This window comes from Sulfitobacter sp. SBS6 (assembly GCF_048285585.1).
Taxonomy (GTDB): domain Bacteria; phylum Pseudomonadota; class Alphaproteobacteria; order Rhodobacterales; family Rhodobacteraceae; genus Sulfitobacter; species Sulfitobacter pontiacus.
Map to the genome: position 1 here is coordinate 17,096 of NZ_JBLWBA010000006.1, position 18,891 is coordinate 35,986.

An 18,891-nucleotide genomic window follows, 5' to 3' on the forward strand; every position below is an offset into this window, starting at 1 on the left:
TCTCCCATGTCGTTGACACCCGATTATGACAGCTTTGCCGCAGGCTATGCGGCGGGCAAGAACCAGATCGTTTACACCCGTCTGGCTGCCGATCTGGACACGCCTGTTTCGCTGATGCTCAAGCTCACCGGTGCGGCACAGAACGCCTTTGTGCTGGAATCTGTGACCGGCGGCGAGGTCCGCGGGCGCTATTCGATTATCGGGATGAAGCCCGATCTGATCTGGCGCTGTCAGGGCACCACGTCGGCCATCAACCGTTCGGCACGCTATGACGTGGATGCCTTCGACGATGTCGCGGGGGATCCGCTGGATACTTTGCGAGCGGTGATCGCGGAGTCGAAGATCGACCTGCCCGATGACCTGCCGCAAGCCGCCGCCGGGCTGTTCGGCTATCTGGGGTATGACATGATACGGCTGGTGGAGCATCTGCCGAATGTGAACCCCGATCCCATGGGGCTGCCCGATGCGATGATGGTGCGCCCCTCGGTGATTGCCGTGCTTGACGGGGTCAAGGGCGAGGTCACGATCGTGTCGCCAGCTTGGGTGTCTGACGGGCAATCGGCCAAGGCCGCTTATGCCCAAGCCGCCGAACGCGTGATGGATGCGGTGCGTGATCTGGAACGGTCGATGCCCGGCACCAGCCGTGATCTGGGCGACGCCCACGAAGAATCCGCCCCCGTCAGCAATTTCACCCGCGAAGGCTATAAATCCGCCGTTGAAAAAGCGCGGGAATATATCGTGGCGGGCGACATCTTTCAGGTGGTGCCGTCGCAACGGTGGGCGCAGGGCTTCTCTCAGCCGCCCTTTGCGCTGTATCGCAGTTTGCGCCGGACCAACCCGTCGCCCTTCATGTTCTATTTCAACTTCGGTGATTTCCACGTCGTCGGGGCCTCGCCCGAGATCCTTGTGCGCGTCTTCGGCAACGAGATCACGATCCGCCCCGTTGCAGGTACCCGTCGTCGCGGGGCCACGCCGGAAGAAGACCGCGCGCTGGAGGCTGATCTGCTGGCCGACCAGAAAGAGCTGGCTGAACATCTGATGCTGCTTGATCTGGGCCGCAATGACGTGGGCCGGGTCGCCAAGATCGGCACCGTGCGCCCGACCGAGGAATTCATCGTCGAACGCTACAGCCACGTGATGCACATCGTGTCCAATGTCGTGGGCGAGCTGCGCGAAGACCGCGATGCGCTGGATGCCTTCTTTGCGGGGATGCCTGCGGGCACAGTGTCAGGTGCACCCAAGGTCCGCGCGATGGAAATTATCGACGAGTTGGAGCCCGAGAAACGCGGGCTCTACGGCGGCGGTGTTGGCTACTTTAGCGCGGGCGGCGACATGGACATGTGCATCGCCCTGCGCACGGCCGTCATCAAGGACAAGACCCTGTATATTCAGGCCGGTGGCGGTGTCGTCTATGACAGCGACGCAGAGGCAGAGTATATGGAGACGGTGCATAAATCCGACGCGATCCGCCGTGCGGCGGCCGATGCAGCACGCTTCGCAGGTCAAGGGAACAGCTGAGGATGCCGACCCAAGCCCCGTTCGAGATTGCGGGTCACAAAGTGGCACCCGGCTCTCGGGCACAGATCGACTTGCCGATCTCGATCCTGCCGGACCACACGCCTGTCGGGCTCTCGCTTGAAGTGATCCACGGAAAGCGCCCTGGCCCCACTATGTTTGTCAGCGCCGCTGTTCACGGGGACGAGCTGATCGGGGTCGAGATCGTGCGCCGTCTGCTTCGCGCACCGCAGTTGAAATCCCTGCGGGGGACACTGCTGGTGATTCCGGTGGTGAACTCTTTCGGTTTCCTGAACCGGTCACGCTATCTGCCGGACCGGCGCGATCTGAACCGCTGTTTTCCGGGGCACCCGTCTGGGTCTTTGGGGTCACGGCTGGCGCATATCTTTCTGAACGACGTGGTGCTGCGCTGTGATTTCGGAATCGATCTACATTCGGCCGCGATCCACCGGACCAACCTGCCGCAGGTGCGTATCTCTCCTTCAGATGCGGTGACGCGGCGCATGGCCGCCAGCTTTGCCGCACCGGTGGTGCTGACCTCGCCCCTGCGCGACGGATCGCTGCGCGCGGTCGCCGCCGCCAAGGGCACGCCGGTGCTGCTGTATGAGGCGGGCGAAGGGCTGCGCTTTGACGAAATGGCGGTGCGCGCGGGCGTTGCGGGTATCTTGCGGGTCATGCATGCCGAAGACATGCTGCCGGCCAAGGGCATCGCCCCCTCGCGCAGGCAGTCCCATGTCTGCTCAAGCTCGACCTGGCTGCGCGCGCCCGTGGGTGGGCTGCTGCGTACCTTCAGGGCCGAGGGGGAGACCGTGAAACAGGGCGACGCGCTGGCGACAGTCTCTGACCCGTTCGGCAAGACCGAAGAGGATATTATCGCCCCCCATGACGGTATCCTGATCGGCCGCGCGATCCTGCCCGTGGTGAACGAGGGCGACGCTGTCTTCCACTTGGCAAAGCTGCTGCCCAAGGCCGTGGCAGACACGGTCGAGGATATGATCACGCAGCTCGAAAGCGACCCACTGTTCGACGAAGACGAGATTATCTAGGCAGATCACATCCAAGCACGTCGAAGCCCGCGCAACGCGCAGGTTTCGATGGCTTTACCGGTAGATCATTCAGGCGTCGCGTTTTTCAGCACGGCTGAGACAGGGGCAAGTGCGACTTGGCTGGCACGGTCCTGCAACCCCCAGACCAACAGCGCCGAGATCGTCTCGGGCCGCATCCGCCCCATCATGATCACCGACCCTTCGATCCCCGCCTTGAACGCGGCCTGATCAAGGAACCGTCGGATCACGGTGGGCGTCTGCCCCTTGCTATCAAAGTCGCGGAACACGGGTGCTGCGGGCACGCCCTCTTTCACTGCAAGCTTGGGCATCGTGTTCAGCCCCTTGTCCTGAGTCACAAGGCCATAGCCCCCCTGCCCAAGGATCGCAGTCACCTGATCTGCTGTCGCGCGGTCGGGTTGCAGCCCGGCACCCTGCCCTTCAAGCACGCCGATCACTTCGGGCATGCGCGAGAAGGCAACCGCCAGCGTGGTCTCTGCATCGCTTGGCTGCGCGCCTTGGGGCAGGTCGACCATCGCCAGCACCTCGAACCCTTCGTTGCGGTAGGTCTGCATGCGCTCTGCCGCGTCGGGCAGGCTGACGTCGACGGCAAAGCTCAGCGGATAGGGAAAGCTGCGCAGCGCGGCGATACCGACCTCGCCCCCTTGCAGATCACTGCCCACGTCCATCAACAGGACGCTCATCAGCGGTTTGTCATCAGGATTCGCGAAAGGCTGGCCATACCGGGTGATGGCGGGGCTTTGTGCGGTGGCTTGCGCCTCGGGGGCGGTCTGTTCGCCCGATTGGGCGGTCGGCAGGCGGTTGATCGTCACGCCCGTATCCCGCTCAGAGGTGATCGCCGCAGGGGTGCCGATTGTGGGCCGCCCGTCTGTGCGCTGCTCGGGCGCGCCAAAAACAACATCGGCAGGGGCTTCTTCGGGTTGCGCGTCGGGCGCGCTTGGCGCGGTGGCGACATCGGTGTCCGGCGTGGGCGACACGGGGGCGTCGACGCTTTCATCGGCGGTGACGGGCGGTGCTGTCCGGGTCTCGATGCCAAGCGCATCCGGCTCGGTCGGTTCCATCGGTGCGAGCGCCATCGGATTGGGCAAGACAGGATCATCAAGCGTGATCTTCGGTGCAGCCGCATCGGGCACGGTCACGGGAGCTGTCGCGTCGATATCCTGCGCGATCTGCGGCGCGGGTTGCGGCGTTGGGGCGACCTCTGGCTCGGGCTGTGGTTCAGGCTCTACCGTCTCAGGCGCTGCCGCGACGTCCGGCGCGTCCTCTGAAGGAATGTCTTGCACAGCCTCTTGCGTGACCGGTGCTTCTACTTCTGGTGTGACCTCGGCTCGCGGCACAGTCTCGGGCTCTGGTTCAACGACAGGCTCCTCGACGACAGGCTCTTCGACAACTGGCTCCGGCTCTGGCGTGATCACATCCTCGTTAGTGTCCTCAGCCGCCGTCAGGGGCGTTTCATCAGCCGCTACCACCGGGGGTTCCGCCATTTCGGGCGCGTTGGTCGCGCGCTCGTCGTCAGGCGCGTCACTTGGCACAGGCGTGTCTTGCAAGGGCGCGGGCCCCATAGGCACCATGAAGGACGCGACACCGGCGACGCCGACACTGAATACCGCACCAATAAGGATGCCGCCAATAAACCCGCGTGACATAGATGATCGCTCCTGTTTTTGTTCCGGTTCGCGCGGCTCTCCGGCCTGCTGCCCTTGACGATAGGTCTTAACCCTGAACATGTATCAGCGGACATTATACCGTGGTTTTGCGCGGTTCCTCTAGCCCTAAACCCTGCCCCAATACAAAGAATTGCCGCATGCTGCTCTTGATAGATAACTACGATAGCTTCACCTACAACCTCGTACACTATCTGGGTGACCTCGGGGCCGAAGTCGAAATCCGCCGCAACGACCAGATCGACGTGCAGGCCGCGATGGCGATGAACCCCGCGGGGATCATCCTGTCGCCCGGCCCCTGCGACCCGGATCAAGCGGGCATCTGCCTTGCGCTGACCGCAGCCGCCGCCGAGACAAGCACGCCGCTGTTGGGTGTGTGCCTTGGCCATCAGACGCTGGGTCAGGCGTTCGGCGGCAAGGTCGTGCGCGCGGGCGAGATCGTGCACGGCAAGATGGGCATGATGCACCACAAGGGTCAGGGCGTCTTTGCGGGGCTGCCATCGCCCTTTGCCGCGACACGCTATCATTCGCTGATCGTTGACCGCGCCACCCTGCCCGACTGTCTTGAGATCACGGCAGAGCTTGAGGACGGCACGATCATGGGCCTGCAGCACCGTGACCTGCCGCTGCATGGCGTGCAGTTCCACCCGGAATCGATCCGTTCGGATCACGGTCACCAGATGCTGCAAAACTTCCTGAACAACGTAAAGGTGCCCGCATGAGCGATGCTCTGAAACCTCTGATCGATGCGGCCGCCAATGGCCCGCTGACCCGGGATCAGGCCGAGACCGCGTTCCAGATCCTGTTTGAGGGCGAAGCGACCCCCAGCCAGATCGGTGGTTTCCTGATGGCCCTGCGCACCCGTGGCGAGACGGTGGATGAATATGCCGCCGCCGCCCATGTCATGCGCGCCAAATGCAACCCCGTCACCGCCCCCGAGGGCGCGATGGACATCGTGGGCACCGGCGGTGATGGCAAGGGCACGCTGAATATCTCTACCGCGACGGCCTTTGTCGTGGCCGGCGCGGGCGTCGTGGTGGCGAAACATGGCAACCGCAACCTGTCGTCCAAATCCGGCGCGGCGGATGCGCTGACGCAGATGGGGCTCAAGGTGATGGTCGGACCAAAGGTGGTCGAGGCCGCCCTGCGCGATGCGGGCATCGGCTTTATGATGGCCCCGATGCACCATCCCGCGATTGCCCATGTCATGCCCACACGGTCCGAACTGGGCACGCGCACGATCTTCAACATCCTCGGCCCGCTGACAAACCCTGCGGGCGTCAAACGGCAGTTGACCGGGGCCTATCGCCGCGATCTCATCCGCCCGATGGCCGAAACACTTGGCGCGCTTGGCTCTGAAAAAGCGTGGCTTGTGCATGGCTCCGACGGGACGGACGAGCTGACGATCACCGGCACCAGCTGGATCGCCGCGCTGAACCCTGATGGCACCATTTCCGAATTCGAGATCACGCCCGAAGACGCGGGCCTGCCGGTCCATCCGTTCGAGGATATTGTCGGCGGCACACCCGAAGAAAACGCGCGTGATTTCAACGCGCTGCTGGACGGAACCCCATCGGCCTACCGCGATGCGGTCTTGCTCAATTCGGCGGCGGCGCTGGTCGTGGCCGATGCCGCGCCCGATCTGAAAGCGGGGGTAGAGATGGCGCGCCACAGCATCGACAGCGGTGCGGCCCGTGACAAGATCACCCAAGTCGCGCGGATCACCCAGACCGCATGAGCCGTTTTGACCTGTCGCGCCTCGGGGCCTGGCGCGACCTTGCGTTCTTTGACGATACCCTGCCCGGCATCGCCGCCGCGCTGGCTGCGGAACCGCGCGAGACGCTGCCGCCCCGACCGCAGGTTTTCGCCGCGCTGGAACATACCCAGCCCGACGCGGTGCGCGTGGTGATCCTGGGGCAAGATCCCTATCCCACCCCCGGCCATGCCCACGGCTTTGCCTTTTCCGCGCGCGCCGATACCAAACCGCTGCCCCGTTCTCTGTCCAATATCTATAAGGAAATGGTGGATGACATCGGCACCTGCCCACCGGATGCCGATCTGCGGTTCTGGGCGGATCAGGGCGTGCTGTTGTTAAATACCACATTGACCGTGCCTGCGGGGGACGCAGGCGGCCATGGGAAACTGGGCTGGCAGCAGCTGACCACGCAAATTCTTGGCCGCTTGGCCGACCGTCCCCGCGCCTATTTGCTGTGGGGTGCGCATGCCCAGAAAGTCGCGCGGGATGTGGACGGGGGACCGAACTTCAAACTCGAAACCGCGCACCCGTCGCCCCTGTCCGCGCGGCGTGGGTTTTTCGGGTCACGCCCCTTCTCGCGCTGCAATGACTGGTTGCACGCCCAAGGCCAAGCGGCCATAAACTGGGTAACACCGGAGACATCATGACCGATACCAACACTGGCACCATCCTAGACAAGATCAAAGCCTACAAGCTGGAAGAGATCGCCGCCGACAAGGCCGCCAAACCGCTCGAGGCCGTAGAGGCAGAGGCGCGCGCCGCCTCGCCCGTGCGCCCCTTTGCCGACGCATTGTTCGACGCCTCGCGCGAGGGGTACGGGCTGATTGCCGAGGTCAAGAAGGCAAGCCCGTCAAAAGGGTTGATCCGCGCCGATTTTGACCCCGCCAAACTGGCCGCTGCCTATGCCGCCGGTGGCGCGACCTGTCTGTCGGTGCTGACAGACACGCCCAGCTTTCAGGGGGCCAAGGAATATCTTGTCGCGGCCCGCGAGGCCTGCACCCTGCCCGTGCTGCGCAAGGATTTCATGTACGACCCCTATCAGGTCGCCGAAGCCCGCGCGCTTGGGGCCGATTGTATCCTGATCATCATGGCCTCTGTCAGCGATGCCCAAGCGATCGAGCTTGAGGACGCCGCCGCCCAATGGGGCATGGACGCGCTGATCGAGGTGCATGACAAGGAAGAGCTGGACCGCGCCGCCGTGCTGAAAAGCCGCATGATGGGGATCAACAACCGCAACCTAAAAACCTTCGAGACGACGCTTGATACCACGCGCCGCCTGTCGAAACATGTGGATGTGGAAAAGATGATCGTGTCTGAAAGCGGGCTGAACACGCCCGAAGATCTGGCCGATATGGCGAAATACGGATCACGCGTGTTCCTGATCGGGGAAAGCCTGATGCGTCAGGACGATGTAGAGGTCGCAACCCGCAACTTGCTAGCCACACCGCTGCGGCCGGGGGGCATGTAATGGCGCTGACGCATTTTGACGGTAAGGGTGACGCGCATATGGTCGACGTGTCGGACAAACCCGTGACGTCGCGGGTGGCCGTTGCTGAAACCCACATCAAAATGTTGCGCGAAACCTTTGATATCATTACCGAAGGACGCGCCAAAAAGGGTGACGTCATGGGTGTGGCCCGTCTGGCGGGGATCATGGCTGCAAAACGCACCGCCGATCTCATTCCGCTGTGCCACCCTCTGCCGATCACCAAAGTGTCAGTTGAACTGACACCCGATGCCGACCTGCCCGGCCTGCGCATCGCCGCGACCGTTAAGACCACCGGACAGACCGGCGTCGAGATGGAGGCGCTGACCGCCGCCTCTGTCACCGCGCTGACCGTCTATGACATGGCCAAGGCCGTGGACAAAGGCATGGAGATCGGCGGCCTGCGGGTCGTGCTGAAAGACGGCGGCAAATCGGGCCGATACGAGGCAGAATGATCTCTGTCAGCGACGCCCTGTCGCATCTTTTCGATCTCGTCACCGCCACCGAAGTGGAAGCGGTCCCGCTGCGTCAGGCCGCGGGCCGTGTGCTGGCGCGCGATGTTGTTGCCACCCGCACCCAGCCGCCTTTCGCGGCCTCCTCTATGGATGGCTATGCCCTGCGCCAGACAGAGGTCGAGCCCGACGCGATGTTCAAGGTCATTGGCGAAGCGGCGGCGGGCCATCGGTTTGACGGTGTGGTAAAAGCCGGTCAGGCCGTGCGCATCTTTACCGGTGCCCCTGTCCCCGAAGGTGCAGATTTCGTTGTGATCCAAGAGGATACGACCCGTCGCGGCGATCTGATCATGCTGGGCCATGACATCGGCCCCAAGACCAATATCCGCCCCGCCGGTGGGGATTTCCATGCAGGCGACACGATGGATGCGCCGCGTCTGCTGCGCCCTGCCGATATCGCGCTGCTGGCGTCAATGAATGTGGCGACGGTGCCGGTCTATGCCAAACCACGCGTCGCAATCATCGCCACCGGGGACGAGCTGGTGCAACCCGGCGAGGTGCCGAACCCCGACCAGATCATCGCCTCCAATACCTATGGTCTGGCCGCCCTGCTCGAACAGCATGGCGCGCAGTGCCGCATGATCCCGATTGCCCGCGACACGGTGCCCTCGCTGACCCAAGCCTTCACCATGGCGCAGGATGCCGATCTGATTATCACCATCGGCGGTGCCTCTGTCGGAGACCACGATCTGGTCGCCCCCGTCGCCGCCCAAATGGGGATGGAGCAGTCTTTCTACAAAGTCGCGATGCGCCCCGGGAAACCTCTTATGGCGGGGCGGCTGCGTGATGTCCCGATGATCGGCCTGCCCGGCAATCCGGTGTCGGCCATGGTCTGCGGGACGGTCTTTGTCGTGCCGGTACTGCGCAAGATGCTGGACCTGCCCGCCGCGCCCGCCGCACGGATCGATCTGCCGCTTGGCGTCGATCTGCCCGCCAATGGGCCACGCGAACATTATATGCGTGCGATGGTCCGTGACGGTGCCGTCCTGCCCGAAGACAATCAGGACAGTTCGCTGCTGGGTATCCTGTCGCGCGCCGATGTCCTGATGGTCCGCCCGCCCCACGATGGGGCCCGCGCAGCCGGAGAGATCATAGGCTGTATTCCCCTCTGACGGTTGACACAAAACAGGAACATCCCTAGAACAAACCCCAAATAGAAACGGGGAATGTCCGGATGCTGACCAAGAAACAACTCGATCTGCTGGCCTTTATTCACAAACGTGTGCAGCGCGACGGCGTGCCGCCCAGCTTTGACGAGATGAAAGAAGCGCTTGATCTGCGGTCCAAATCCGGCATCCACCGTCTGATCACAGCGCTTGAGGAACGCGGATTCATCCGCCGCCTGGCGCATCGCGCCCGCGCGATAGAGGTGGTGAAACTGCCCGATAGCTTGGGCAGCCTGTCCGGTGCGGGCTTTACCCCGCGCGTGATTGACGGCGACCGCCCCGATGGGCCGCCCCCTTCTGCCGCGCAGCCGGTCAGCGCGTCGTCCTTTGATGTGCCGATGATGGGCCGGATCGCCGCCGGTGTCCCGATCGAGGCGATCAGCACCATGACCCAATCCGTCGCCGTCCCCGGCGGGATGATCAGTGGCAGCGGCGAACATTACGCGCTTGAGGTGCAAGGTGATTCCATGATCGACGCTGGGATCAATGATGGCGACGTGGTGATCATCCGCGAAACCTCTGTCGCGGATGATGGGGATATCGTGGTTGCGCTGGTCGAAGACCACGAGGCGACGCTCAAGAAATTCCGCCGTCACGGCAGCTCTATCGCACTGGAAGCCGCTAACCCCGCCTATGAAACGCGGGTGCTGCCGTCGGATAAGGTCAAGGTACAGGGACGTCTGGTCGGGTTGATCCGCACCTACTGATGCTTGCTACCGCGGCGGCCTTTCCTTGGGCCATGCTGTCCACAACCGCGTGCCCGCCTTTTGGCGGGCCGTTTGCATTGTGACCCGCCCCTTGTCGAGGGTGAGCGCGACTGCCCCCGAGGATCGCAACCGGTCGGGGTCAAACACCTCGCAGCTGCCCGTCAGCGGCGGTTCAGGCACAACTGACAGCACGATGATCTGATCCGCACGGCACGCCCCGAACGCCGCGCGCGCGCGTTTGCCGGACAGGTGGATCACCTCTCGCCCCACGATCTTTGACCTTGTGGGCCAACGCGCTGCGGCTTGGGCCTGATCGGCGCCGTCGCCGTCATTCTCCAGCCAGTTGAGCGCGACAAAGCCTGCGCCTTTTGCCTTGCTCAGCGCACGGCCCGTGGGGGTCATCACCCCGACCAGACTGCCGGTGTCCGAGATCAGTACCGTCGGACGCTCTGCCCCGTACCACAATACCCCCGCCGCAATCACGGCCCCCAGACCGGCAAACCGCAACCAACCCTGCCACAGCAACAGCCACAAAAACCCGAGCGCCAGCAGCGGCAGCACCCAAAGGCCGGGGGCGGCCACATGGCCCTGCGCCCCGTCGATCTCTGCCACGCCTTGCGCGACCAGCAAGATCCAGCGCAACCCTGCGCCCATGACCTGCAGGGGGATCCACTCTAGCCCCAGCGGAGCCATGACCAAGGCCGCCACCGCAGCCGGCATCACCAAGACCCCCATCAGCGGGACCGAGAGCAGGTTCGCGACCAAGCCATATTGCGCGATTGTGTTGAAATGGGCCGCCCCGATGGGCGCGGTAAAGCCCCCCGCCACAGCCGAGGAGATCACCGTCGCCACAGCTGGCGCCAGCCACTTCGGCCCAAGCGAGACCTCGGCGTTGCGCAACCAGCCAAAGATCGCAACCAACCCCGTGGTGGCCGCAAAGGACATCTGGAACCCCGGGCCCGTCATTGCCTCTGGCCGCAGAACCAATACGATCGTGGCCGCAATCGCCACGGCCCGCAGGGTCAGCGCCCGCCGCCCGATGATCAACGCGCCAAGGGCAACGGCGACCATGATGAACGCGCGTTCGGTTGCGACATTACCCCCCGACAACAGCAGATAGCCACTGGCCGCCACCAGCGCCCCTGCCGCTGCGATACTGCGCGTGGGCCAGCGCAGCGCGATCCACGGCACCAACGTCAGCACGATCCGCAACGCGCCAAAGACCACCGCGCTCAGCAACCCCATGTGCAAACCCGAGATCGCCAGTAGATGCGCAAGGTTGCTGGCGCGCAGATCCTGCAGCGCGTCCTGGCTGATGGCGCTGCGGTCGCCGGTGGTGATCGCCGTGGCAAACCCGCCGATATCACCCGGCAAGATCCGCTGAATCCGGGCCGAGGCCGCCATGCGCGCCCGAAAGACCGCCAGCCCGCTATGCCCCGCCTCAGCCGGTGTCGCCGCCAGTAAGGGGGTGCGACTGTACCCCACAGCGCCCAGGCCTGCGAACCATGCATGCCGTTGGAAATCAAACCCCTCAGGCTCTACCGGGCCGCTTGGCGGCGACAGATGCCCCGTGGTCATCACCCCCAACCCCGGCGTGATATCCGCGTCAAAGCGTCTGTCGCCGTGCAAGGACACGCGCACATGCAACGGCGTCCGAGGCGCAGACACCCGTTCCAGCACGACCCGATCCAGCGTCAGCCGCAAGGCGTCGGACTGGCTACGATCCACCGCCACGACGCGCCCCGCGATCGGGCCGTAATAGCGCCACCCCAGCACCGGCCCGCCGACAGCATGGGCACGCCACGCCGCCAGATCAAAACCGACCAACACCAAGGCCGCGCCCAACAAAACGGGCCCCGCGACCTCGCCCGCCAGAAAGGCCGCAGCCCCCAGCAGCGCCGCCCCGCCCGCGACCCAAAGCAGGACAGTCAGCGAAGGCTCGGCCCGCAGCCCAAAATAGCTGCCGATCCCCACGGCCAGACACACCGGCACCCAGCCGATCAGATGCCCCCGCTGTGCGCGCATGCTGTGCGCCATATAGGACAACAGCCCCATACTTGCCCCCGTTCTCTGCACTGGGTAGATAGTCGGGGACGCTATCTCCAAAGGAGTTAGCAAATGATAAACGGCACCCCGAACGGGCGTTTTCCGTGAACTTCTGCTGCAAAGGATCCTCCGCTCATGACAACGCCTGTCGTTACCCGTTTCGCCCCGTCTCCTACCGGTTATCTGCATATCGGTGGCGCGCGGACGGCGCTGTTCAGCTGGCTTTATGCACGCGGTCGGGGCGGTAAATTCCTGCTGCGCATCGAAGACACCGACCGCCAGCGCCACACCCCCGAGGCAACCGAAGCGATTCTGCAGGGCATGGCGTGGCTGGGACTGGATCACGACGGTGACGTGGTCAGCCAGTTCGAAAACGCCCCCCGCCACGCCGAGGTGGCGCTGCAACTTCTTGCCGAAGGAAAGGCCTATAAGTGCTTTGCCTCGCAAGAAGAAATCGCCGCGTTCCGGGATCAGGCCAAGGCCGAGGGGCGCAGCACCCTGTACCAATCACCTTGGCGTGACGCCGCGCCTGAAACGCACCCCGACGCCCCCTATGTCGTCCGGATCAAGGCACCGTTGACGGGCGAAACCGTCATCCTCGACGCGGTGCAGGGCGACGTGGTGATCGGGAACGACCAGCTTGATGACATGGTGCTGTTACGTTCCGATGGTACGCCCGTCTATATGCTGGCCGTTGTTGTTGATGACCATGACATGGGCGTGACCCATGTGATCCGCGGGGATGATCACCTCAACAATGCCGCGCGCCAGATGATGATTTACAACGCCATGGGCTGGGACGTACCGGTCTGGGCGCATATCCCGCTGATCCACGGCGCGGATGGCAAGAAACTGTCGAAACGTCACGGCGCTTTGGGCGCGCAGGAATATCAGGCCATGGGCTTTCCCGCGGCCGGTATGCGCAACTACCTCGCCCGTCTGGGGTGGAGCCATGGGGACGACGAATTCTTCACCGACGCCCAAGCGCAAGAATGGTTCGATCTGGACGGTATCCGCAAAAGCCCCGCGCAATTCGACCTCAAGAAGCTGGAAAACATCTGCGGGCAGCACATCGCCGCCGCGGATGATGCTGCATTGCGGCACGAGATCGAGGCCTATTTGACCGCTGCCGGTCTGCCCGCGCTCACAAATGCGCAAGCTGACGGGTTGGAGCGGGCGATGTATTGCTTAAAGGATCGCGCGAAGAAATTCCCTGATCTTCTTGAAAAAGCTGAATTTATCCTCGCCGAACGCCCCATCCAACCGGACGAGAAGGCAGACAAGCACTTGGACAATGTATCCCGTGGTATGCTGACTGAATTGACGCCGCAGTTGCAGAATGTTACTTGGGACAGAGAAACGCTGGAGGAGGCGCTGAACGGCTTTGCCGCCGCTCGGGACACCAAATTCGGCAAACTGGCGGGGCCGCTGCGCGCAGCACTCGCCGGGCGGGCAGCAACCCCATCAGTTTTCGATATGATGCTGGTACTTGGGCGTGACGAAAGCCTTGCCCGTTTAAACGATGCGGCTATCTAAGATATGCAAAAGCATATTCCTGATATGCACAACAATAACTGAGGGGCGGACCGTTTCGGTATCTCCCCAGTCGACGGCATAACGCACGTCGATAAAACGATAGGAAGGGACTTCATGGCCGAAAGTACAAAATCCGCAACGTTGACCATCGACGGGAACAGCTTTGAACTGCCGATCTATTCCCCGTCGGCGGGCCCGGATGTCATGGACATCCGCAAGCTGTTCTCTCAGGCGAATGTGTTCACATATGACCCTGGCTTCACCTCGACAGCGGCCTGTGACAGCACGATCACCTTCATTGACGGTGACGAAGGCGTGTTGCTTCACCGTGGGTATCCGATCGACCAACTGGCCAGCGAATCCCACTACCTCGAAGTGTGCTACCTGCTGCTGTATGGCGAACTGCCCTCTGCCGCGCAGTTGGAAGAGTTCGAAAATCTGGTGACCAACCACACCATGATCCACGAGCAGATGATCAACTTCTTCCGTGGTTTCCGCCGTGATGCACACCCGATGGCGATCATGGTCGGCGTTGTGGGCGCGATGTCTGCCTTCTACCACGACAGCACCGACATCAACGACGCGCACCAGCGCGAAGTGGCAACGATCCGTCTGATCGCCAAGATGCCGACGATTGCCGCGATGGCCTATAAGTACACCATCGGTCAGCCGTTCATCTATCCGCGCAACGACGTAGACTATGCCGGTAACTTCCTGCGCATGTGTTTCGCCGTCCCTGCCGAGGATTACGTCGTCGACCCCATCCTCGCCCGCGCGATGGACCGCATCTTTACCCTGCACGCGGACCACGAACAGAACGCATCGACATCGACCGTGCGTCTGGCGTCCTCTTCGGGGGCGAACCCCTTTGCCTGTATCGCTGCTGGCATCGCCTGCCTTTGGGGGCCGGCGCATGGTGGGGCGAACCAGGCATGTCTTGAAATGCTGAAACAGATCGGCACACCGGACCGCATCCCTGAATTCATCGCCCGCGCCAAGGACAAGAACGACCCGTTCCGCCTGATGGGCTTTGGTCACCGCGTCTACAAGAACCACGACCCACGCGCGACCGTGATGAAAGAAAGCGCGGACGAAGTGCTTGAGCTGCTGGGTGTCGAAAACAACCCGATCCTGCAGGTCGCGAAAGAGCTTGAAAAACAGGCGCTGGAAGATCCGTATTTCGCAGAGAAGAAGCTGTTCCCGAACGTCGATTTCTACTCGGGCATCATTCTCGAAGCGATGGGTTTCCCCACGTCGATGTTCACGCCGATCTTTGCGCTGGCACGGACCGTTGGCTGGATCTCGCAGTGGAAAGAGCAGATCAGCGATCCTCAGCTGAAAATCGGGCGTCCCCGTCAGCTGTATCTTGGCGAAACACCACGCGACTATGTGGACATCGAAAAGCGCTGAATGTCAGTACATTAGTCAAAATGCCCCGCCCTCACGGCGGGGCGTTTTGCGTTTCAGGGCGGGCTGCTGCTGCCTGAAACCCAGGACAAAGAGAATCACCTGAAAGCTCGCCAGAAAGCGTCCCGTGATCAAAGCGCCTCTTTCCAGCCCACTGTTTCAACTCACTTTTCCCCATTTCGAAACCATAGGGTCCGAAATATGGCAGTTTTGTGTTGTTGTTTCCAAGCTGGGCATAATGGTCAAAATTGATTGACCAACTGCCCCGATCATCCCAGATTCATCGTCAATTCAGCGCAGGTTTACCCTGTGCGATGCACAGCAGACCCCAATACGCCCGCTGCCCCGCGCGGAAAGGATGACCGGATGAACGACCCTCGGCCTCGCCTGCAATGGGATAACGCGACCAGCCTAAGCTGCAAGACCGCACGGCATCACCCCGCGCCGCAGGGATCGTTCGTGCATGATATCGAACAGAAATGTGACCAGATCGCGGTGGTCTATGACAAGGGCCAGACGCCGCCGCGGATCACGGTCAAGCAAGTGTCAGGCAGCGTGCACACGGTGCTCGCCGACGGGATAGCGGTGGCCGTGGTTGCCAGCGCCTCGCGTCCGACCCTCAACCCCGATGATGTGTTGCTGGTCGAACGCTCGGTCTAGCGGAATTAGCGGCCCTCGAAGCTCGCGGGGCGTTTCTGCATAAAGGCCATCACGCCCTCTTTGAAATCACGTGATTGCCCGCATTTGCCTTGTTCCTGCGCCTCTAGCGACAGCTGATCCTCCAGCGTATTGTCCCAGCTTGCGCGAATGGCGTTCTTGGCAGCGGCATAGGCTGCGGTCGGACCTTGCGCGAGATGCGCCGCCTTGGCACGCCAATGGGCATCAAACGCGGCATCGGCCACCGCTTCCCAGATCATTCCCCAATCATCCGCCTGACGGGCAGAGATTTTATCCGCGAACAAGGCCGCGCCCATAGCCTTGGCCGTGCCCATCTGGCGGGGCAACGTATAGGTGCCGCCCGCATCGGGCATCAGACCAATGCGCGTAAATGCTTGCAGGAAATAAGAAGATTCCGTCGCAAAGACCACATCCGCAGCCAGTGCAAGGTTCGCCCCTGCCCCTGCCGCAGGACCATTGACCGCGGCGATCGTTGGCACAGGGCAGTTGGTGATCGCCCGCAGCATGGGGCCATATTCCTCGCGCAGGGTGCGTTCCAGATCCAGCGAGCCCTTGCTGCTGCTGTCGCTCAGATCCTGACCGGTGCAAAACGCACGCCCGGCACCGGTGATGACCACACAACGCGCATCTTTGCCCGCTTGGGTAAACGCGTGCTCGATCTCTGCCCGCATTTGCGTGGTCAATGCGTTCATCTTGTCGGGGCGGTTCATGGTGACCACGGCCAGCCCGTCGGTCAGTTCATAGGTCAGGGTTTGATAGTCCATGGCGCGGGTTCCTCATCTAGATTTCCCCCGCACCTTACCCATACGACAGGCCACCGCCAGTGAAACCCCGCGTTATCCTTTCAGAATGTCGTCCAGCCGCGCCTGTTCTTGTGCGCTGAGCGGGGCCTGTTCCGCGGACGGTGCTTTCGCACGACCGCGCAGGTAGCCAAACCCGACCCCCGCCGCGATCAATAGCATGAGGGGCCCTGCCGCCCATAACACCCAGGTCGATCCCCGCGCAGGCGGGTTCAGCAGGACATATTCACCATAGCGGTCGACGATATAAGCGACCGCCTCTTCGTCGCTATCGCCGGCCACCAGACGTTCGCGCAGCAGGATACGCAGGTCGCGCGCAAGGCTGGCGTTGCTTTCGTCGATGCTTTCGTTGCGGCACACAAGGCAACGTAACCCTTTCGACAAGCTGCGCGCGCGTTGCTCAAGCGCAGGATCCGAGAGCACCTCGTCCGGCTGCACGGCCCAGGTCGGCGCAACCGACAGCACAGGTGCTACAAGCAACATCAGGGCGAGTATCAGCGCCCTCATTCCGCAGGCACCGGTTTTGATTTCGCCGCCCCTGCCGCAACGCGGTAGCGCCGGTCTGAAAGGCTTAGCACGCCACCAAGGGCCATCAGCGCGCAGCCGATCCAAATCCAGTTGGTCAGCGGTTTGACATAAGTGCGCACCACCCAGCCGCCATTTGCCTGTTCATCCCCGATCACGACATAGACATCGCGCAGCAGATTATAGTCGATCGCCGCTTCGGTCGTGGGCATCTGCGCCACAGGATAGAAGCGTTTCTCCGGTCGCAACTGCGCAATCTCTTCCCCGTCGTGGAACAATGTCACGCTGCCGGTCGTCGCCGTATAGTTCGGACCCTGGCCCTGGGTGACATCGTCCAGCTGCACGGTATAGCGCCCCACATCGTAGGATTCCCCCAGCGGAACGGCGCGGATGTCATCAATCGACCACGCCGTCAGGCCAGCCACCCCCGCCATGGTCACCCCAAGGCCGGCGTGGGCTACCATCTTGCCCCAATCCGCGCGCGGCAACCGCCCAAGCCGGCGTAGCCGGTTACTACCGCGCCCCGTGCGCCCCCACAGGTCAACCATGGTGCCCATCACGATCCACGCCCCCAAGAACAACCCGAGCGGACCCAACAGGCTACGCCCCGACTGCATCGCGTAGGCCAGCCCCCCAATCGCAATCGCCAATACGAAGGCGTAGCGTAGCGGTTTTAGCGCCCGCGAAATCACCGCACGCTTCCAAGGCATCGCCGACCCGATCGGTAGGATCAGCCCCAGCATAATCATGAAAGGTGTAAAGGCGGCGTTAAAAAACGGGGGGCCAACGCTCAATTTTCTGTCGAAGAACATTTCGGCCAGCAGCGGCCACATCGTGCCAATGAACACGACGAAACAGGCAACGGCGAGCAATACGTTGTTTACCAACAAAGCCGACTCTCGGCTGACCATGCTGAACACGCCTTTCGCCTCTAACGCGCTGGCACGCGCCGCGAACAGAACCAGCGCACCGCCCATGAAAAACGCCATGATCATCAGAATAAACACGCCGCGTTCGGGGTCATTCGCAAAGGCGTGGACCGAGGTTAGCAACCCGGACCTGACGATAAACGTCCCGATCAGCGAGAAGCCAAAAGCCAGGATCGCAAGCAGGATCGTCCAGCTTTTCAGGCTTTCTCGTTTCTCCACAACGATGGCGGAATGAAGCAGCGCCGCCGCCAGAAGCCAGGGCATAAAGCTAGCGTTTTCAACGGGATCCCAGAACCAGAACCCGCCCCAGCCAAGTTCGTAATAGGCCCACCAGGACCCGAGCGCGATGCCGATCGTCAAAAACACCCACGCCGCCAAGGTCCAAGGGCGCACCCACCGGCCCCAAGCAGCATCGATCCGCCCTTCGATCAAGGCGGCAACGGCAAAGCTGAAGGTCATCGAAAGGCCGACATACCCTAAATATAAAAACGGCGGGTGGAAGGCGAGCCCGGGGTCCTGCAGAAGCGGGTTCAGATCCTGCCCGTCAAAAGGTGGCGTCGCCAACCGCAAGAACGGGTTGGATGTGAACAGGATGAAGGCAAAAAACGCCACACCGATTGCGGCTTGCACAGAAAGAACCCGCGCCCGCAAAGTCGGCGGCAGATTGCCCCCGAACCACGCGGCCATCGCCCCGAATAGCGAGACAATGAGCACCCACAGCAGCATTGAGCCTTCGTGATTGCCCCAAGTACCGCTGATTTTATACAAAAGCGGCTTCATCGAGTGGCTGTTCAACACCACCAATCGCAGCGAGAAATCAGAGGTGACAAAGGCCCACATCAACGCCCCAAACGCCAGCAATGTCAGGGCGAATTGCGCCCCGGCGGCGGGCTCTGCCACGGCCATCCAACCGGGCCAGCGTTTATGGGCACCAATCAGGGGCACGACCATCTGAACGATGGCAACGCCGAAGGCGAGGATAAGGGCGAAATGTCCGAGCTCTGTAATCATACCCCGATCATAGAGCGGAGCACCGCCCCATACCATGCCGATTCACCGCGAAATCACACGACTGTGCGCAGCAAAGCGTCGCAGGCCCC

The 18,891-nt window shown here is 62.4% G+C and carries 17 protein-coding genes; 12 read left to right on the plus strand and 5 right to left on the minus strand.

What is annotated here, in order from left to right:
* Positions 1 to 6 precede the first annotated feature (6 nt).
* Positions 7 to 1,518, plus strand: coding sequence for an anthranilate synthase component I (gene trpE / locus ACNQ62_RS09010; protein WP_005853832.1), 1,512 nt, complete (start codon positions 7 to 9; stop codon positions 1,516 to 1,518).
* Positions 1,519 to 1,520: 2 nt separating this feature from the next.
* Positions 1,521 to 2,561, plus strand: a complete 1,041-nt coding sequence (locus ACNQ62_RS09015) for a succinylglutamate desuccinylase/aspartoacylase family protein (protein WP_074634370.1) — start codon at positions 1,521 to 1,523, stop codon at positions 2,559 to 2,561.
* Positions 2,562 to 2,626: 65 nt separating this feature from the next.
* Here the strand turns inward: ACNQ62_RS09015 and ACNQ62_RS09020 are convergent, their stop codons facing one another.
* The gene (locus tag ACNQ62_RS09020) at positions 2,627 to 4,225 is read right to left on the minus strand and encodes a divergent polysaccharide deacetylase family protein (RefSeq protein WP_418094722.1); all 1,599 of its coding nucleotides are present in this window, start codon (positions 4,223 to 4,225) and stop codon (positions 2,627 to 2,629) included.
* Between the two features lie 158 nt (positions 4,226 to 4,383).
* On the opposite strand from ACNQ62_RS09020, the gene ACNQ62_RS09025 reads away from it, so the two are divergent.
* From ACNQ62_RS09025 to lexA, 7 genes are all read left to right on the plus strand, one after another.
* Positions 4,384 to 4,965 carry an anthranilate synthase component II gene (locus ACNQ62_RS09025; protein ID WP_005853838.1) on the plus strand — a complete coding sequence of 194 codons (582 nt, stop codon included), beginning with the start codon at positions 4,384 to 4,386 and terminating at the stop codon, positions 4,963 to 4,965.
* Positions 4,962 to 5,981, plus strand: a complete 1,020-nt coding sequence (trpD, locus tag ACNQ62_RS09030; RefSeq protein WP_037944420.1) for an anthranilate phosphoribosyltransferase — start codon at positions 4,962 to 4,964, stop codon at positions 5,979 to 5,981. Before ACNQ62_RS09025 ends, trpD begins: the two co-directional genes overlap by 4 nt.
* Positions 5,978 to 6,646, plus strand: a complete 669-nt coding sequence (locus ACNQ62_RS09035) for a uracil-DNA glycosylase (protein WP_418094723.1) — start codon at positions 5,978 to 5,980, stop codon at positions 6,644 to 6,646. The genes trpD and ACNQ62_RS09035 overlap by 4 nt, the downstream gene beginning before the upstream one ends.
* Positions 6,643 to 7,467 carry an indole-3-glycerol phosphate synthase TrpC gene (gene trpC, locus ACNQ62_RS09040; RefSeq protein ID WP_418094724.1) on the plus strand — a complete coding sequence of 275 codons (825 nt, stop codon included), beginning with the start codon at positions 6,643 to 6,645 and terminating at the stop codon, positions 7,465 to 7,467. The genes ACNQ62_RS09035 and trpC overlap by 4 nt, the downstream gene beginning before the upstream one ends.
* Positions 7,467 to 7,940 (plus strand): cyclic pyranopterin monophosphate synthase MoaC, encoded by a 474-nt coding sequence (gene moaC / locus ACNQ62_RS09045; protein ID WP_037944424.1) that lies wholly within the window; start codon positions 7,467 to 7,469, stop codon positions 7,938 to 7,940. Before trpC ends, moaC begins: the two co-directional genes overlap by 1 nt.
* Positions 7,937 to 9,109, plus strand: coding sequence for a gephyrin-like molybdotransferase Glp (gene glp / locus ACNQ62_RS09050; protein ID WP_418094725.1), 1,173 nt, complete (start codon positions 7,937 to 7,939; stop codon positions 9,107 to 9,109). The genes moaC and glp overlap by 4 nt, the downstream gene beginning before the upstream one ends.
* A gap of 62 nt (positions 9,110 to 9,171) precedes the next feature.
* A complete protein-coding gene (lexA, locus tag ACNQ62_RS09055; protein WP_418094726.1) occupies positions 9,172 to 9,870 on the plus strand; it encodes a transcriptional repressor LexA in 699 nt (232 codons plus the stop codon).
* A 6-nt stretch (positions 9,871 to 9,876) separates the two neighbouring features.
* On the opposite strand, the gene ACNQ62_RS09060 is transcribed toward lexA, so the two are convergent.
* Complete coding sequence (locus tag ACNQ62_RS09060; protein WP_418094727.1) at positions 9,877 to 11,925, minus strand: ComEC/Rec2 family competence protein; 2,049 nt, start codon at positions 11,923 to 11,925, stop codon at positions 9,877 to 9,879.
* Positions 11,926 to 12,051: 126 nt separating this feature from the next.
* Between ACNQ62_RS09060 and gltX the strand changes: the two genes are divergently transcribed.
* The 3 genes from gltX to ACNQ62_RS09075 all read left to right on the plus strand — a co-directional run bounded on the left by gltX (position 12,052) and on the right by ACNQ62_RS09075 (position 15,519).
* Complete coding sequence (gene gltX / locus ACNQ62_RS09065; RefSeq protein WP_418094728.1) at positions 12,052 to 13,452, plus strand: glutamate--tRNA ligase; 1,401 nt, start codon at positions 12,052 to 12,054, stop codon at positions 13,450 to 13,452.
* A gap of 114 nt (positions 13,453 to 13,566) precedes the next feature.
* Positions 13,567 to 14,862 carry a citrate synthase gene (gene gltA / locus ACNQ62_RS09070; protein ID WP_418094729.1) on the plus strand — a complete coding sequence of 432 codons (1,296 nt, stop codon included), beginning with the start codon at positions 13,567 to 13,569 and terminating at the stop codon, positions 14,860 to 14,862.
* A gap of 363 nt (positions 14,863 to 15,225) precedes the next feature.
* Positions 15,226 to 15,519, plus strand: a complete 294-nt coding sequence (locus ACNQ62_RS09075; RefSeq protein WP_005853859.1) for a hypothetical protein — start codon at positions 15,226 to 15,228, stop codon at positions 15,517 to 15,519.
* Positions 15,520 to 15,524: 5 nt separating this feature from the next.
* Here ACNQ62_RS09075 and ACNQ62_RS09080 read toward each other — a convergent pair whose 3' ends face one another.
* The 3 genes from ACNQ62_RS09080 to ACNQ62_RS09090 form a co-directional block, all read right to left on the minus strand.
* Positions 15,525 to 16,301 carry an enoyl-CoA hydratase-related protein gene (locus ACNQ62_RS09080; RefSeq protein ID WP_005853861.1) on the minus strand — a complete coding sequence of 259 codons (777 nt, stop codon included), beginning with the start codon at positions 16,299 to 16,301 and terminating at the stop codon, positions 15,525 to 15,527.
* Between the two features lie 72 nt (positions 16,302 to 16,373).
* Positions 16,374 to 16,844, minus strand: a complete 471-nt coding sequence (locus ACNQ62_RS09085) for a cytochrome c-type biogenesis protein CcmH (RefSeq protein WP_418094730.1) — start codon at positions 16,842 to 16,844, stop codon at positions 16,374 to 16,376.
* Positions 16,841 to 18,802 (minus strand): heme lyase CcmF/NrfE family subunit, encoded by a 1,962-nt coding sequence (locus tag ACNQ62_RS09090; RefSeq protein ID WP_064216412.1) that lies wholly within the window; start codon positions 18,800 to 18,802, stop codon positions 16,841 to 16,843. Before ACNQ62_RS09090 ends, ACNQ62_RS09085 begins: the two co-directional genes overlap by 4 nt.
* Positions 18,803 to 18,891 lie beyond the last annotated feature (89 nt).